The sequence below is a fragment of the Streptomyces sp. NBC_01551 genome (genome assembly GCF_026339935.1).
In the GTDB taxonomy this organism is placed as follows: Bacteria; Actinomycetota; Actinomycetes; order Streptomycetales; family Streptomycetaceae; genus Streptomyces.
This window is the reverse complement of the sequence record NZ_JAPEPX010000001.1, coordinates 1,856,961-1,872,190: the sequence shown is the minus strand read 5'-3', so window position 1 is coordinate 1,872,190 and position 15,230 is coordinate 1,856,961. Positions and strand designations below refer to the sequence as shown.

Sequence of the window (15,230 nt, the reverse complement as noted above, 5' to 3'; positions counted from 1 at the left end):
CGGGTATATAACAAACCCTACCGTTCACCAGGTAATCGGTCCACGATGAGGAAACCGCACCGCAACACCCCCGCAACCGCACTCGCACCCCGCACCCGCACTCACATGAGGAGGCACGGCCGTGACCGATGCCGATCAGGTTCGTGAAGACGCCGTCGAAGCGGCGCTCGGCAAGCTGGATCTCGACACCAAGGCCCGTCTCCTGGCCGGCCAGGACATGTGGTCCCTGCCCGCCGTCCCCGAGATCGGGCTGAAGTCCCTGGTCATGTCCGACGGCCCCATCGGGGTGCGCGGCGTGCGCTGGACCGCCGACGACCCCTCCGTCGCCCTGCCCTCCCCGACCGCGCTCGCCGCCTCCTGGGACCCCGCCCTCGCCCGCCGCGCCGGCCGGCTCCTCGCCCAGGAAGCCCGCCGCAAGGGCGTCCACGTCCTCCTCGCGCCCACCGTCAACCTGCACCGCTCCCCGCTCGGCGGCCGCCACTTCGAGTGCTACTCCGAGGACCCGTACCTCACCGGCGCCATCGGCAGCGGCTACGTCAGCGGGGTCCAGGACGGCGGCGTCGGCACCACCGTCAAGCACTTCGTCGGCAACGACGCCGAGACCGAGCGCTTCACCGTCGACAGCGTCATCGCCCCGCGCCCGCTGCGCGAGCTGTACCTGGCCCCCTTCGAGGCGATCGTCGCGAACGCCCACCCCTGGGGCATCATGACGGCGTACAACCGGGTCAACGGCACGACGATGACCGAGCACCAGTACCTGGTCAACGACGTCCTGCGCGCCGAATGGGGCTTCGACGGCTACAACGTCTCCGACTGGATGGCCGCCCGCTCCACCACCGGCGACATCCTCGGCGGCCTCGACGTCGCCATGCCCGGCCCGGCCACCGTCTACGGGCCCGCGCTCGCCGAGGCCGTGCGCGCCGGGGAGGTCCCCGAGTCCGCCGTCGACGCGGCCGTGCGCAACGTGCTGCGCCTCGCCGCCCGCGTCGGGATCCTTCAGGGCGCGCCCGCCGTCGTCACCGAGCCGCCCGCGGCCGTCGACGGCCAGGCGCTGGCCCGCGAACTCGCCGCCCGCGGCTTCGTCCTCGTACGCAACGAGAACGCGACCCTGCCGCTGGACGCGGCGGCCGCAGGCACCGTCGCCCTCATCGGCGCCGCCGCCCGCGACGCCCGGGTCCTCGGCGGCGGCTCCGCCACCGTCTTCCCCGAGCGGGTGGTCTCCCCGCTCGACGGGCTCACCGCAGCCCTCCCCGACGGGGCCCTGACCTTCAGCGTCGGCGCCGACCCCAGCGAGGAACTCGCCCCCGCCGACAAGGGCTTCGAGCTGCGCGCCGTCTGCCGCGACGCCTCCGGCGCGCTCCTCGGCGCGGGCAGCCTGCCCACCGGTCAGGTCCAGTGGATCGGCGACGACCTGCCCGCGGGCGCCACGTACGAGACGATGGCGAGCATAGAGGTCACCGGCACGTATCTGCCGCGCGAGAGCGGCGAGCACGCCTTCGGCACGCGCGGGCTCGGCGCGTTCGCCCTCGCCGTCGGCGGCGAGACCCTCTGGGAGGGCGTCCAGCCGATGGGCGACGAGGCCGACCCCTTCGAGGCCTTCTTCGGCGCACCCAGCGAGCGCGCCCGGGTCACCCTCACCGAGGGCGAGCCCGTCGAGGTGTCGCTGACCTTCCAGGTCCCCGACACGAGCACGCTGCCGCTCAAGGCGATCATGTTCTCGCTGCTCCACCTCGGCCCGCGGCGCGACGCCGACGAGCTGATCTCCGAGGCCGCCCGGGCCGCGCGGGCCGCCGACACCGCCGTGGTGGTGGTCGCCACCACCGAGCGCGTCGAGTCCGAGGGCTTCGACCGCAAGGACCTGACCCTGCCCGGCCGGCAGGACGACCTCGTCCGCGCCGTCGCCGCCGCCAACCCGAACACCGTGGTCGTCGTCAACGCGGGCTCCCCGGTGGCGCTCCCGTGGCGCGAGGACGTCGCCGCCGTGCTGCTGACCTGGTTCCCCGGGCAGGAGGGCGGCGCCGCGCTGGCCGACGTACTCCTCGGGGACGCGGAGCCTGGCGGGCGGCTGCCCACCACCTGGCCCGCGGAGTTCGCCGACGCGCCCGTCACCGAGGTCGTCCCCGCCGAGGGGCGCCTGGAGTACCGCGAGGGGCTCTTCATCGGATACCGGGCCTACGAGAAGCAGGGCATCGCCCCCGCCTTCCCGTTCGGGCACGGCCTCGGCTACACCGCCTGGACCTACGAGTCCCTGGAGGTCACGCCCGACACGGCCCGGGTCCGCCTCACCAACACCGGCGCCCGGCGCGGCCGCGAGACCGTCCAGGTCTACCTGGCACCCGTCGCGGACTCCGTCGAGCGCCCGGCCAGCTGGCTGGCCGGCTTCGCGGGCGTCGAGGCGGGCCCTGGGGAGAGCGTCGAGGCCGAGATCGCGCTGCCCGCCCGCGCCTTCGAGATCTGGGACGAGGAGGCGCGCGGCTGGCGCCGGATCGGCGGCGCCTACGAGGTCCGCGCGAGCCACTCCCACACCGATACGCGCCTCACGGCGGCCCTGGAGATCTAAGGCCAGAGCTCCGGTTCGCGATATGGCCGGAAATCACCCATAAACCGGACCGGGGGCGGGCCCTGACGCTTCCCCAGCCACCGCTGGGAGGTGCTCCCGGCCCCTGGTCCGTCTCCGTGCTCAGCGCGGCGGCTCGGCCGAGGTCACCTGGCGGTGCGCCAGCTCGGCCAGCCGCGCCTGCCCGTTCTTCCCCGGGTGGAACCAGTCCCAGCGGCTCAACTGGTCCGCCTCGAAGGGGTACTGGAAGACCGCGCCGCCGTCGTAGCGGCACAGCTCGTCCTTCGCGCAGACCTCGCGCAGCACCTCGTTGTACTCGACCACCCGCGCCCGCACCTGCTCGCGGCGGGACGTCGCCCCGGTCGCCGCCGACAGCGGGTCGGCCAGCATCGACTGGCAGATGCCCAGCTTCCAGATCTGCCGCACCATCGGGCTGTCCTTGCCCTGCTCCCACAGCCGCTGCAGATCCGGCACGGAGGACACGTACACCTGGGACTCGGGCGAGGCGGCCCGCAGCCCGGCGAGCGCCTTCTCGAACCCGGCCCGGAACTCGGCGACCGGGGTCATCGAGGAAGCCAGCGGCCGGCAGGCGTCGTTCGAGCCCACCATCACCGTGACCAGGGCGGGCTTGTGCTCGGCGGCCGAGGCCAGCTGCCCCGGCAGGTCCGCCATCCGCGAGCCCGTCACCGCGTAGTTCCAGCTGCGCGAGGGCGCCTCGGCCTGCCCGAGCAGCCGGGTGGCCAGCGACTGCACGGCGGGGTCGTCTCCGGTGGCCCAGGAGACCTCCGGGCAGTCCGCCAGCACCGAACAGGCATCGAAACCGCGTGTGATGGAGTCACCCACGGCGGCGATCGAGGCGGGCGCGGTGTTCCAGCGCGGCGCGGCCTGCGCCCCGCGCTCGCCGCCGGCGTCCGACTCGCCCGAGTGGCACCCCGTAACCGTCCCGGCCAGGACGGCCGCCGTCGCGAGCGCTCCCGCGAGAGTGCGACGCGCGCGGCGGTGCGGAGCGGTGGTGCGCATCGGGTTGGTCCCCTCCCTCGTCGCCCCGTGTCCTTCGGGGGCGTCCTGCTGAGTGAAAGCTCTGTGTTTACCGGGTTTGGACCGACCGTACGTCACACCAGGACCCCTGGCGCACGGTAGCTTTTTCCCGTGGCGTTTCGGCCGCAGGTCCCGCGACGCATTGTCAGATTCTTTCCGCTAAATTACATCACGTCACATACTGTCCGTTTTCTGGAGTTTATTCCCGACCTCGTCCCACACTGGAGGTCCCGGTGACGACACGTGGAGTTCTGTACGTGCATTCCGCACCGCGCGCGCTCTGCCCGCACGTGGAATGGGCTGTTGCGGGCGTGCTCGGGGTGCGGGTGAACCTCGACTGGATCAGGCAGCCCGCCTCCCCCGGCACCTGGAGAGCCGAGTTCTCCTGGCAGGCCGAAGCGGGCACCGCCTCGAAGCTCGCCTCCGCGCTGCGCGGCTGGCACCTGCTGCGCTTCGAAGTGACCGCGGAACCCTGCGCCACCGCCGAGGGCGAGCGCTACAGCTCCACCCCCGAACTCGGCATCTTCCACGCCGTCACCGGAATGCACGGCGACATCCTCATCCCCGAGGACCGGCTGCGCGCCGCCCTCGCCCGCTCCGCGCGCGGCGAGACCGACCTGGAGGCGGAGATCGCCAGACTGCTCGGCAAGCCCTGGGACGACGAGCTGGAACCCTTCCGCTACGCGGGCGAGGGCGCCCCGGTCCGCTGGCTCCACCAGGTGGTCTGAGCTCCCGAGCACACGGGAACGCGGAAGGGCCCGCCCGGCGAATGCCGGGCGGGCCCTTCCGTACGTACTGCCGCGTCCGGTCAGACGGTGCGGAAGGCCAGGGTGACGTTGTGGCCGCCGAAGCCGAACGAGTTGTTGATCGCGGAGATCGGGCCGTCGGCCGGCAGCTTGCGCGGCTCGCCGACGACGATGTCCGCGTCGATGTCGTCGTCCAGCTCGTCCACGTTGATCGTCGCGGGGGCGATCCGGTGGTAGAGCGCGAGCACGGTCGCGACGGTCTCGATGCCGCCGGCGCCGCCCAGCAGGTGGCCCGTCATCGACTTGGTCGCGGAGATCGCGATGTGGTCGAGGTCGTCGCCCAGCACCTTGCGCAGGGCCTTCAGCTCGGCCGTGTCACCCTGCGGGGTGGACGTGGCGTGCGCGTTCAGGTGCACCAGCTCGGAGGTGTCCAGGTTGGTGTTGTCGAGCAGGTTCTGCACGGCGGCCGCGACACCGCGGCCGGTCGGCTCCGGCTGCGCGATGTGGTGGCTGTCCGCGGACAGACCCTGGCCCAGCACCTCGCAGTAGACCCGGGCGCCGCGCGCGGCGGCGTGCTCGGCGGACTCCAGGATCACGACGCCCGCGCCCTCGCCGAGGACGAAGCCGTCGCGGGCCTTGTCGTACGGGCGGGAGGCCGCGGTCGGGTTCTCGTTGTTCTTGGACATCGCCATCATGTTGGCGAACGCGGCGATCGGCAGCGGGTGGATCGCCGCCTCGGTGCCGCCCGCGACGACCACGTCGGCACGGCCGGTACGGATCATCTCGACGGCGTAGCCGATGGCCTCGGCGCCGGACGCGCAGGCGCTGACGGGGGTGTGCACGCCCGCGCGGGCGTTGACCTCCAGGCCGACGTTGGCCGAGGGGCCGTTCGGCATGAGCATGGGGACGGTGTGCGGGGAGACCCGGCGCACACCCTTTTCCTTCAGGACGTCGTACTGGTCCAGCAGCGTGGTGACGCCGCCGATGCCGGAGGCGATCACGGTGCCCAGGCGCTCCGGCACGATGGACTCGTCCTCGCCCGCGGGCGCCGTGAAGCCGGCGTCGGCCCAGGCCTCACGGGCGGCGATGACGGCGAACTGCGCCGAGCGGTCCAGCTTGCGGGCCAGCGGCCGGGGCAGAACCTCGCTCGGGTCGACAGCGACCGGGGCGGCGATGCGGACCGGGAGTTCGGCGAAGCGCTCGCCCTCCAGGGGCTTTACGCCGGAACGGCCGGCAAGCAGACCTTCCCAGGTCGAAGCGCTGTCGCCACCCAGCGGAGTGGTTGCGCCGATACCGGTGACGACCACGGTGCGATTGGTCGGGCTCACAGGAATTCTTTCTCCACGTGTAAGGGGGTGCTGAATTGTCACGGCGCCACCGCCAGGTGGCGACAAACGCTCGTCAGGCTCAGGCCTGGTGCTTCAGGATGTAGTCAGCGGCGTCGCCGACCGTCTTGAGGTTCTTGACGTCCTCGTCGGGGATCTTGACGTCGAAGCGCTCTTCGGCGGCGACGACGACCTCGACCATGGACAGCGAGTCGACGTCCAGGTCGTCCGTGAAGGACTTGTGGAGCTCGACGTCCTCGGTGGGGATGCCGGCGATCTCGTTGACGATCTCCGCGAGACCCTCGACGATCTCTTCCTGCGTGGCGGCCATGTGGCGCTCCTTCTTGTTGCTAACTGGTGGATCAGGACGCGGGACGTGTGTCCCGGCCCTAGGGGAGGGTAACGACCGTCGCGGCGTAGACGAGTCCCGCCCCGAAGCCGATGACGAGCGCGGTGTCGCCGCTCTTCGCCGCTCCGGTCGCCAGGAGCCGCTCCATGGCGAGCGGGATCGAGGCGGCCGAGGTGTTGCCGGTGGTCTCGACGTCACGGGCGACCGTGACGTGATCCGGCAGCTTCAGAGTCTTCACCATCGAGTCGATGATCCGCATGTTCGCCTGGTGCGGAATGAAGACGTCCAGGTCCTCGGGGGTGATCCCGGCCGCGTCGAGTGCCTGCTGGGCCACCTTGGCCATCTCGAAGACGGCCCAGCGGAAGACCGCCTGGCCCTCCTGGGTGATGGCCGGGAACTTCTCGCCGCTGTCGGTGGTGCGGTACTCGTCCCACGGCACGGTCTGCTTGATGGTCTCGGACTTGTCACCCTCCGAACCCCACACCGTGGGGCCGATGGCCGGCTCGTCCGAGGGGCCCACGACGACGGCGCCCGCGCCGTCGCCGAAGAGGAAGGCCGTCGCGCGGTCCTCCAGGTCGGTGAGGTCCGAGAGCCGCTCCACGCCGATGACGAGGACGTACTCGGCGGAACCTTCCACCACCATGCCCTTGGCGAGCGTCAGGCCGTAGCCGAACCCGGCGCACCCCGCGGAGATGTCGAACGCGGCGGGCTTGCCCGCGCCGATCCGGTGGGCGATCTCGGTCGCGACCGCCGGCGTCTGCTTGAAGTGCGAGACCGTCGAGACGATCACGGCGCCGATCTGCTCCGGGGCGATCCCCGCGTCGGCGAGCGCCTTGCCCGAGGCCTCCACCGACATCGCGGAGACCGTCTCCTGCGGCGAGGCCCAGTGCCGGGTCGCGATGCCCGAGCGCGAGCGGATCCACTCGTCGGACGAGTCGATCGTCTCCAGGATGACCTCGTTGGGCACCACCCGGACCGGACGGTAGCCGCCGACCCCGAGGATGCGGGCGTACGGGGAGCCCTTGGCAGGCTTGATCTTCGACATGCTGTGTGGGCTCCTTCTCTCAGGCCGCGTGCTCGGCGATGAGCGCGGCGGCCTTCTCGAGATCGTCCGGGGTCTTCAGAGCCACGCTCGGCACGCCCTTGAGCGCGCGCTTGGCCAGACCCGTCAGGGTGCCACCGGGGCAGAGCTCGATGATCCCCGTGACGCCCAGCTCGGCGAACGTCTCCATGCACAGGTCCCAGCGGACCGGGTTCGCGACCTGGCCGACCAGGCGGGCGACGACGTCGGCGCCCGTGGCGACGACGAGGCCGTCCTTGTTCGAGACGTACTTCAGCTCCGGGTCGGCCGGGGAGAGGGCCTGGGCGGCCTTCTCCAGCGTCGCGACCGCGGGGGCCATGTGGTGCGTGTGGAAGGCGCCCGCGACCTTGAGGGCGACGACCTTCATGGAGCCTTCGGGCTTCTCGGCCTCCAGGGCGGCGATCTGCTCCATGGTGCCGGCGGCCACGATCTGGCCCGCGCCGTTGATGTTGGCCGGGGTCAGACCCAGCTTCTCCAGGTGCGCGACGACCACGTCGGGGTCCCCGCCGAGGATCGCGGCCATGCCGGTCTCGGTGACCGCGGACGCCTCGGCCATCGCGAGCCCGCGCGTCCGTACGAACGACAGGGCCTCGGCCTCGGACAGGACGCCGGCGTACGCGGCGGCGGTGATCTCACCGACGCTGTGGCCCGAGACGGCACCGAAGGCCGTACGGCTGTCGGCGTGGGCCGTGGCCAGCGCGGAGGCGGACAGCAGACCGGCGGCGACCAGCAGGGGCTGGGCCACGGCCGTGTCGCGGATCTCGTCCGCGTCGGCCTTCGTGCCGTAGTGGGCAAGGTCGAGCCCGATGGCGTCCGACCACGCGCCGACGCGGTCGGCCGCGCCGGGGAGTTCGAGCCAGGGAGTCAGGAAGCCGGGCGTCTGTGCGCCTTGGCCGGGAGCGACGAGTACGAGCACCCTCACACTCTCTCTTGTGGTGGGTCCCCGCCGCCCGTGGGGACAGGGACCAAGAACCGTCAGGGTAATTGTTGATGTCCGACAAAAGTCTAGGACTGGAGATCGCCGTCGGCCAGACGTCCCAGGATCAGGGCGATTCGCAGCGTGAACGCGGAACGGACATCAGAGGGCGACCAGCCGGTGACGTCGGTCACACGTCGGAGCCGGTAGCGCACCGTGTTGGGGTGCACGAACAGCATCCGCGCCGCGCCTTCGAGGCTGCTCGCCTGCTCCAGATAGACGCTCAGCGTCTCCAGCAGCGCGGACCCCGCCTCCTCCAGCGGTCTGTAGATCTCCTCCACCAACTGCTCGCGCGCTGAAGGGTCCGAGGCGATCGCGCGCTCCGGCAGGAGATCGTCCGCCAGCACCGGCCGCGGCGCGTCCTGCCAGGCCGTGCAGGCCTTCAGGCCGGCCGCCGCCGCCTGCGCGGACTTGGTCGCGTTCAGCAGGTCCGAGACGACCGGACCCGCCACCACCGGACCCGCCGCGAACGGGCCGATCAGGGACTTCGCGACCTGGAGCGGGTTGTCGCTGCCGCCCGCGATGACCACCAGGCGGTCGCCCAGCACCCCCGTCAGGACCTGGAGCTTGTGGTGCCGGGCGGCGCGCCGGATCGCCTCGACCGTCAGCTCGCTGTCCCCGTCCGGGGCGGTGCCGAGCACCACGCACACGTGCTCCGGGGAGTTCCAGCCCAGCGCCGCGGCCCGCGACAGCGCGCCCTCGTCGGCCTCGCCGGACAGCACCGCGTTGACGACGAGGGACTCCAGGCGGGCGTCCCACGCCCCCCGCGCCTCGGCGGCCTGCGCGTACACCTGGGCGGTCGCGAAGGCGATCTCCCGGGCGTACACCAGCAGCGCCTCGCGCAGGATCGACTCGTCGCCCGGGGCCGCCACCTCCTCGATCGCGGTCTCCATGACCTCGATCGTGGTGCGGACCATCTCGACGGTCTGGCGCAGCGTGATCGCCCGGGTCAGCTCGCGCGGAGCCGTCCCGAACACGTCGGTGGAGATCGCCTGCGGGGTCTCGGGATGCCGGAACCACTCCGTGAACGCGGCGATGCCGGCCTGGGCGACCAGGCCGATCCACGACCGGTTCTCCGGCGGCATCGCCCGGTACCACGGCAGGGTCTCGTCCATGCGCGTGATCGCGTTGGCGGCGAGCCGGCCGGAGGACTTCTCCAGTCGGCGCAGCGTCGCGGCGTGCGGATGGGCGGGATGAGCGGGATGGGTCGCGGGGGACTGCTCACGTTCGGGTTCGGGCACGGAACAAGACTGCCTTATCGGGGCGGCGCCGCCGACTCCGGTCTCGCACGCGGGGCTACCGTGGCCCCCATGATTGATGTACGCCGCGCCGCCGACCGTTACGAGGGCGGGGACCGGGCCGCCGGGATCACGACCCGGCACGCCTTCTCCTTCGGGCAGTTCTACGACCCGGACAACATCCGCTTCGGCCCGCTGCTGGCCTGCAACGAGGAGCGGCTCGCCCCCGGAGCCGGGTTCGACGAGCACCCGCACAGCCAGACCGAGATCGTCACCTGGGTGGTGGAGGGCGAGCTCACCCACAAGGGCAGCACCACCGGCGAGTCCACCGTGGTCCGGCCGGGGGACCTCCAGCGGTTCGGCGCCGGGTCCGGCGCGCGGCACGTGGAGCGCAACGACGCCGCCGAGCCGCTGCGCTTCGTACAGATGTGGCTCGCGCCGCTGAACGCCGCCGGGGAGCCCTCGTACGAGCTGGTCCGGGGCATCGGGGACGGCACGCCGTACGAGGTCCCCGCGGCCGGCGCGGTCCTGCACGTACGGCGCCCGGGCGCGGGCGAGCGGATCCCCGTGCCGGCGGCGGAGCGGGTGTACCTGCACGTCGTACGGGGTGACCTGCGGCTCGACGGGGAGGAGCTGGAGCCGGGGGACTCGGCGCGGATCACCGGGGAGAGCGGCCTGGAGATCGTCGCCGGGTCGCCCGGGGAACTGCTGCTCTGGGAGCTGCCCTAGTTCGACGACACGACCTAGCCGGCTCGCAGCTCCACGAGGACCGCGTCGGTGAACGGGGGCCAGGCCTCCACGGCCCACGGGCCGAAGGCGCGGTCCGTCAGCGCCACGCACGCGGCGCGCGCGTCCGGGTCCACCCACAGGAAGGTGCCGGACTGCCCGAAGTGCCCGAAGGTGCGCGGGGAGGACGCGGAGCCGGTCCAGTGCGGGGACTTCCCGTCGCGGATCTCCAGGCCGAGCCCCCAGTCGTTCGGGGACTGGTGCCCGTAGCCCGGCAGGACGCCCTTGAGGCCCGGGTGCACGACGGAGACGGCCTCGGCGACCGTACGGACGTCCAGCAGCCGGGGCGCCTGCAACTCGGCGGCGAACCGGGTCAGGTCCGAGACGGTGGAGACGCCGTCCTTGGCGGGCGATCCCACCAGGGCGGAGGAGGCCATGCCCAGCGGCTCGAAGACGGCCTGGTGCAGGTAGTCCGCGAAGGGGATCCCGGTCGCCTTGGCGATGTGGTCGCCGAGGACCTCGAAACCGGCGTTGGAGTACAGCCGACGGGTCCCGGCCGGGGCCGTCGGGCGGTGGTCGTCGAAGGCCAGGCCGCTGGTGTGCGCGAGCAGGTGACGGACGGTGGAACCCTCGGGTCCGGCCGGCTCGTCCAGCTCGATCGCCCCCTCCTCGTACGCGACGAGCGCGGCGTACGCGGTGAGCGGCTTGGTGACCGAGGCGAGCGGGAAGCGGTGGTGGACGGGCCCGTGGGAGCCGGCCAGGCTCCCGTCGGCGCGCACCACGGCCGCGGCGGCGGTCGGCACGGGCCATGTCTCGATGATCCGCAGGCTTTCCATGGTGTTCACGGTCTCCGTACCCTCCACGCTCTCCATGCGGCCGAGCCTACTTGCTTGGAGTGCACTCCAAGGTTTTAGCGTGGTCGTCATGAGCCTGACGGAGACGCGCTACACGATCAGCGAGGTGGAGGCCCGGACCGGCCTCACCCAGCACACGCTGCGCTGGTACGAGCGGATCGGCCTGATGCCGCACGTGGACCGCTCCCACTCGGGGCAGCGGCGGTTCAGCGACCGGGACCTCGACTGGCTGGCCTTCGTGGGCAAGCTGCGCACCACCGGGATGTCGGTGGCGGACATGGTCCGGTACGCGGAACTGGTCCGCGAGGGGGAGCACACCTTCGACGAGCGGCGGGAACTGCTGGAACGCACCCGCCAGGAGGTGCGCTCGCGGATCTCGGAGCTGACGGACGCGCTCTCCGTACTGGACTTCAAGATCGGGATGTATGCGATGAGCACGGTCGCGGGGAAGGCGGAGCAGTGACGGAGCACGGCAACATCGAGCACGGCAAGACGGAGCACGGCGAGACCCGGCACGGCGGGCTGGAGCGGGTGGAGCTCGGCAAGGGCGGCCCGGTCGTCGGCGTCCAGGGCCTGGGCTGCATGGGCATGAGCGAGTTCTACGGGGAGACCGACGAGTCGGTGGCCCGCGCGACCCTCGACGCGGCGCTGGCCGCCGGGGTCACGCTGTTCGACACGGCGGACGCCTACGGGCGCGGCGCGAACGAGGAGTTCCTGGCCCCGTTCGTGGCCGCGCACCGCGGCGAGATCACCCTGGCCACGAAGTTCGCCCTGGAGCGGAGCGACGATCCGCGGCACCGGGGCATCCGCAACGACCCGCCGTACATCCGGCAGGCCGTCGAGGCCAGCCTGCGCCGGCTCGGGACGGACGTGATCGACCTCTACTACATGCACCGGCGCGACCCGGCCGTGCCGCTGGCGGAGTCGGTGGGCGCGATGGCCGAGCTGGTGCGCGAGGGGAAGGTGCGCCACCTGGGGCTGAGCGAGGTCACCGGCGCGGAGCTGCGCGAGGCGTACGCGGTGCACCCGATCGCGGCGCTCCAGTCGGAGTGGTCGTTGTTCAGCCGGGACGTGGAACACAGCGCGGTGGGCGCGGCGGCCGAGCTGGGAGTGGCCTTCGTGCCCTACTCCCCGCTGGGGCGCGGGTTCCTGACGGGCGCGTTCGCCGACGCGGGCAAGGACCTGGAGGCCGGGGACTACCGCGCGCACCAGCCCCGCTTCACCGGGGACAACGCCAGGGCCAACGCGGAACTGCTGGAGCCGGTACGGGAGATCGCGCGGGCCCACGGGGCGAGCCCGGCGCAGATCGCGCTGGCCTGGGTGCACCAGCGGGCGGCGGTGCACGGGCTGACGGTCGTTCCGATCCCGGGCACCCGCAAGCCGCAGCGGCTCGCGGAGAACGCGGCCGCGGCGCGGATCACGCTGAGCGCGGCCGAGCTGGCCCTGCTGGAGCCGATCGCCGGGCGGGTCGCGGGGGACCGCTACCCGGACATGACCTTCACCTCGGTCGAGCGCGAGGCGTGACCCCGGGCTCCCCGCGCGCCCGTCCCCCGCTCAGTGCGGGGGCGGCGGGGCGGGGAGCAGGCCCCGCGCGGAGGCCGGCCGGCGCTCGCGCGGCAGGGCGGCCAGCACGGCGGCCGTGAACGGCAGGGACTCGTGGACGGCCCCGTGCCCGATACCGAGGACGGCGGCCGCCAGGTCGTAGGCGGGCCGGGGGTCGTGGCCGCCGCCGCTGCGGGGAACCAGCGGCAGCAGCCGCAGGTGGCCGTCGCCCGGTCCTTCGGGGGAGTGCCATTCGACGCCGGCGAGTTCGCCGAGCGGGTAACGCTGGTCGCCCGCCCTCCACTTCGTGCTGGTGGCGCCCGTGCGGGACCAGTGGAAGGTGACGGCCGAGCCGTCGAAGCCGACCCGCGCGTCGGAGGCCTTCAGGTGGCGCTGCGGCTCGGGCACGTCCACCAGGAAGCGCGGCGCCGGCTCGGCGGCCTCGGGCCCCAACTGCCCCCGTACGGCCTCCGCGAAGGCCGTGGCCTGCGGGTTCCGGTCGCCCGGCAGCACCAGCCGGTACGGGTCGCAGGCCTCGCGCAGCTGCCCGGCGGCGGCCTCCATCAGCGGGTCCGCGCCCGGTCTCGGGACGGCACGCAGGATCACCGTGTCCCGTTTCCCGGGGTTCACGGTCACCTCGGACAGCGCTTCCAGGGGGATCCGGCGCGGCCCGAGGGCGTGCCAGAGGCGAGGCGTTCGCATCCCCCGTGCGAAGCGGATGAGCACCGAGTCCGAGTCGAACTCCCAGACGGCATGATTTCCGGCCAGTACGTCACCCATGCGGCACATGGTAAAGGGAGGCACGCCCATGCGTCCCCCTCGGTGCGGAGCCCGTTTTCCGGACCTCTACACGTGTCAGTCCCCGTCTGCCCCGGAAATTCCACTCCGGCAGGCATCGCCGCCGGTCACGCAGGCGATCGAACCGAACGCGCCGGTTCCGATTTTGGCGAAGTTGTCCAGAGAGGCGGTACCTGGCTGGAAATAGCCGGTGTGGCTCTTGGCCCCGGCCGAGGACAGCAGCCGCGCGCCGAACTCCGGGGACACCGGGTCCGCGCCGTGGCCCACTCCGCCGAGCTCCAGGTGCGGTACGTCCGCGATCCAGTCGCCGGCGTCCCGCATCGCCCAGACGCGGGCCGAGGTGCCGAGTTCGGCGGCCTTCCCGACGCGCATGCCGGGGCTGCCCGCCACGACCAGGTCGGTCACCCGGCGCGGCAGGTCGTGCGCGGCGACCCCGCAGACCACCGACCCGTAGCTGTGGCAGAACAGCGCCACGCCCGAGTCCCCGGGCAGGGAGGCGGTCAGCGACTCCAGGCGTACGGCGCCCTCGACGGCCAGCCGGCCGGTGGCCGCGTCCACGCCGACCCCGTTGGGCGCGGTGTAGCCGGCCCAGGCGATGACGGCCGTCGGGGTGTCGGGCGCCGCCGCGCGCTCGGCCTCGTAGAGCGAGGCGGCCATGCCGGCGGGGGCGGTGAGGCGGCGCTGCGTGCGCTCGAAGGTGAGCAGGTCGGTGTCGACGCCGGGGACGACGACCGAGACCCGGCGGGCCCGGTCGAGGTCGCCGAAGACCTCGGCGACGAGGCCGCCGCCGGTGGGGTCGAAGGCGAGGATCTGGCGGCCGGGCTGGGCGAGCGAGGCGAAGCGGTGGGCGCGCCGGGTGGCCGTGGTGCGGTCGGCGGGGGTCAGCGCGACGTCGCGGCCGCGGGCCTCCTCGATCCGCTGGGCCTGCTCCAGCGAGCGCAGGTTGGCCCGGTAGCGGGTGGTGGCGGGGACCCCGTCGAGGTTGCCGACGACGAGCGGGTAGCCGTCGGCGAGGCGGGCCCGCTGGGCTCCGTCGAGGCCGGCGAAGAAACGCTTCACCGTACGGACGGGCGCGTTGGCGGCGGGCAGTGGCCGGCCGTCGATCCGCGCGGAGGCCCAGGCGGCGAGGGCGACGGCCCGCGGGGCGACGCCGGCCTCGGGCCGGTGCACGGCGGTCCAGCCGGTGATCGCCAGCATGACGAACACCACCGCCAGCGCGAGCAGGCTGCGCGGGGCGGTGAGGCGCGGGGCGGCGCTGGGCGGGGGGAGTTGGGCGAGGCCGGGCACGTTCACTGGGACCAGCGTAAGAGACCCTTTCGGGCCGTGGCGCTCCGCGTGACGGGAGTCACCGCCAGTCGGAGGCCAGGGCCGGGCCGATCTGGTCGAGGTAGGCCTCGGTCATCCGCCGGATCGCGGCCACACTGGTGTCCTCGCCCTGCCCCCACAGCCGCCCCGTGACCCTCATCACCCCGGAGAACGCGGCGACCGCGACCCGGGGCCGCGGATCGGCGTCCAGGTCCAGGCCCTCACGGGCGGCGATCAGCCGGGCGATCCGCTCCTCCAGCTCGGTGGAGCGGCGCAGGTGCACGGCGAGCAGGGCCGGGGTCGACTCGATGAGCTGGTACGTCCGCATGTAGAGGTCGACCGGGACCACCTCCGAGATCGCCTCGCCGACGGTGTCCCAGGCTTCGAGCACCGCGCTCCGCATGGCCTGTAGCGGCCCCTCGGCGGCCGGCCGGGCCCGCAGCGCGGCCACGTAGTGCGACTCGACCAGGTCCTGGACGGCGAAGGCGACCTCCTCCTTGTTCGCGAAGTAGCGGAAGAAGGTGCGCTGGGAGACGTCGACGGCGTCGGTGATCTCGTCCACGGTCGTCTGCTCGTACCCCTGCGAGATGAACAGGACGAGGGCGGCGCGCAGCAGCGCGTCGCGGGTGCGCCGCTTCTTGCGTTCGCGCAGTCCGGCCGCCGGTGCAGCCGGCGCGGGCCGCTGGTCGGTCATC

General features: G+C 72.8%; 15 protein-coding genes. 5 read left to right on the top strand and 10 right to left on the bottom strand.

Annotated elements, in window-relative coordinates:
• The first annotated feature begins 121 nt into the window (after positions 1-121).
• Positions 122-2,560 carry a beta-glucosidase gene (locus tag OG982_RS08405; protein WP_266948225.1) on the top strand — a complete coding sequence of 813 codons (2,439 nt, stop codon included), beginning with the start codon at positions 122-124 and terminating at the stop codon, positions 2,558-2,560.
• Between the two features lie 120 nt (positions 2,561-2,680).
• Here OG982_RS08405 and OG982_RS08400 read toward each other — a convergent pair whose 3' ends face one another.
• Positions 2,681-3,577 (bottom strand): SGNH/GDSL hydrolase family protein, encoded by an 897-nt coding sequence (locus OG982_RS08400; protein WP_266788222.1) that lies wholly within the window; start codon positions 3,575-3,577, stop codon positions 2,681-2,683.
• Between the two features lie 251 nt (positions 3,578-3,828).
• Here OG982_RS08400 and OG982_RS08395 point away from each other — a divergent pair, with 251 nt between their 5' ends.
• Entirely contained in the window at positions 3,829-4,323 is a 495-nt protein-coding gene (locus tag OG982_RS08395; protein WP_266788223.1) for a DUF3145 domain-containing protein, read from the top strand.
• An 80-nt stretch (positions 4,324-4,403) separates the two neighbouring features.
• Here OG982_RS08395 and fabF read toward each other — a convergent pair whose 3' ends face one another.
• The 5 genes from fabF to OG982_RS08370 form a co-directional block, all read right to left on the bottom strand.
• Positions 4,404-5,669 (bottom strand): beta-ketoacyl-ACP synthase II, encoded by a 1,266-nt coding sequence (gene fabF / locus OG982_RS08390; protein ID WP_266788224.1) that lies wholly within the window; start codon positions 5,667-5,669, stop codon positions 4,404-4,406.
• 79 nt (positions 5,670-5,748) lie between these two features.
• On the bottom strand, positions 5,749-5,997 hold the full coding sequence (locus OG982_RS08385) for an acyl carrier protein (RefSeq protein ID WP_266788225.1): 249 nt from the start codon (positions 5,995-5,997) through the stop codon (positions 5,749-5,751).
• Positions 5,998-6,055: 58 nt separating this feature from the next.
• Entirely contained in the window at positions 6,056-7,060 is a 1,005-nt protein-coding gene (locus OG982_RS08380) for a ketoacyl-ACP synthase III (protein WP_266788226.1), read from the bottom strand.
• A gap of 19 nt (positions 7,061-7,079) precedes the next feature.
• Positions 7,080-8,012, bottom strand: a complete 933-nt coding sequence (locus OG982_RS08375) for an ACP S-malonyltransferase (RefSeq protein ID WP_266788227.1) — start codon at positions 8,010-8,012, stop codon at positions 7,080-7,082.
• Between the two features lie 89 nt (positions 8,013-8,101).
• Complete coding sequence (locus tag OG982_RS08370) at positions 8,102-9,313, bottom strand: CdaR family transcriptional regulator (RefSeq protein ID WP_266788228.1); 1,212 nt, start codon at positions 9,311-9,313, stop codon at positions 8,102-8,104.
• 69 nt (positions 9,314-9,382) lie between these two features.
• Between OG982_RS08370 and OG982_RS08365 the strand changes: the two genes are divergently transcribed.
• A complete protein-coding gene (locus OG982_RS08365; protein WP_266788229.1) occupies positions 9,383-10,039 on the top strand; it encodes a pirin family protein in 657 nt (218 codons plus the stop codon).
• A gap of 14 nt (positions 10,040-10,053) precedes the next feature.
• Here the strand turns inward: OG982_RS08365 and OG982_RS08360 are convergent, their stop codons facing one another.
• Positions 10,054-10,872 (bottom strand): serine hydrolase, encoded by an 819-nt coding sequence (locus OG982_RS08360; RefSeq protein ID WP_266949867.1) that lies wholly within the window; start codon positions 10,870-10,872, stop codon positions 10,054-10,056.
• A gap of 88 nt (positions 10,873-10,960) precedes the next feature.
• Here OG982_RS08360 and OG982_RS08355 point away from each other — a divergent pair, with 88 nt between their 5' ends.
• Both OG982_RS08355 and OG982_RS08350 read left to right on the top strand, forming a co-directional pair.
• Positions 10,961-11,353, top strand: a complete 393-nt coding sequence (locus OG982_RS08355) for a MerR family transcriptional regulator (RefSeq protein WP_266788230.1) — start codon at positions 10,961-10,963, stop codon at positions 11,351-11,353.
• Between the two features lie 14 nt (positions 11,354-11,367).
• Complete coding sequence (locus tag OG982_RS08350) at positions 11,368-12,414, top strand: aldo/keto reductase (protein WP_266949866.1); 1,047 nt, start codon at positions 11,368-11,370, stop codon at positions 12,412-12,414.
• 30 nt (positions 12,415-12,444) lie between these two features.
• Here OG982_RS08350 and OG982_RS08345 read toward each other — a convergent pair whose 3' ends face one another.
• The 3 genes from OG982_RS08345 to OG982_RS08335 form a co-directional block, all read right to left on the bottom strand.
• Positions 12,445-13,212: a DUF4429 domain-containing protein gene (locus OG982_RS08345; protein WP_266788231.1), complete on the bottom strand. Its 768-nt coding sequence runs from the start codon at positions 13,210-13,212 to the stop codon at positions 12,445-12,447.
• Positions 13,213-13,287: 75 nt separating this feature from the next.
• Positions 13,288-14,427: an alpha/beta hydrolase gene (locus tag OG982_RS08340; RefSeq protein ID WP_323139292.1), complete on the bottom strand. Its 1,140-nt coding sequence runs from the start codon at positions 14,425-14,427 to the stop codon at positions 13,288-13,290.
• 148 nt (positions 14,428-14,575) lie between these two features.
• Positions 14,576-15,229, bottom strand: a complete 654-nt coding sequence (locus tag OG982_RS08335; RefSeq protein WP_266788232.1) for a TetR/AcrR family transcriptional regulator — start codon at positions 15,227-15,229, stop codon at positions 14,576-14,578.
• Between the last annotated feature and the right edge of the window lies 1 nt (position 15,230).

Excerpts from the sequence above, each read along its gene's own strand:
- OG982_RS08400 (WP_266788222.1), bottom strand. The coding sequence starts at position 3,577 with ATGCGCACCACCGCTCCGCACCGCCGCGCGCGTCGCACTCTCGCGGGA.
- OG982_RS08385 (WP_266788225.1), bottom strand. The coding sequence starts at position 5,997 with ATGGCCGCCACGCAGGAAGAGATCGTCGAGGGTCTCGCGGAGATCGTC.
- OG982_RS08380 (WP_266788226.1), bottom strand. The coding sequence starts at position 7,060 with ATGTCGAAGATCAAGCCTGCCAAGGGCTCCCCGTACGCCCGCATCCTC.
- OG982_RS08365 (WP_266788229.1), top strand. The coding sequence starts at position 9,383 with ATGATTGATGTACGCCGCGCCGCCGACCGTTACGAGGGCGGGGACCGG.
- OG982_RS08360 (WP_266949867.1), bottom strand. The coding sequence starts at position 10,872 with ATGGAAAGCCTGCGGATCATCGAGACATGGCCCGTGCCGACCGCCGCC.
- OG982_RS08355 (WP_266788230.1), top strand. The coding sequence starts at position 10,961 with ATGAGCCTGACGGAGACGCGCTACACGATCAGCGAGGTGGAGGCCCGG.
- OG982_RS08345 (WP_266788231.1), bottom strand. The coding sequence starts at position 13,212 with ATGGGTGACGTACTGGCCGGAAATCATGCCGTCTGGGAGTTCGACTCG.
- OG982_RS08340 (WP_323139292.1), bottom strand. The coding sequence starts at position 14,427 with ATGCTGGCGATCACCGGCTGGACCGCCGTGCACCGGCCCGAGGCCGGC.
- OG982_RS08335 (WP_266788232.1), bottom strand. The coding sequence starts at position 15,229 with ATGACCGACCAGCGGCCCGCGCCGGCTGCACCGGCGGCCGGACTGCGC.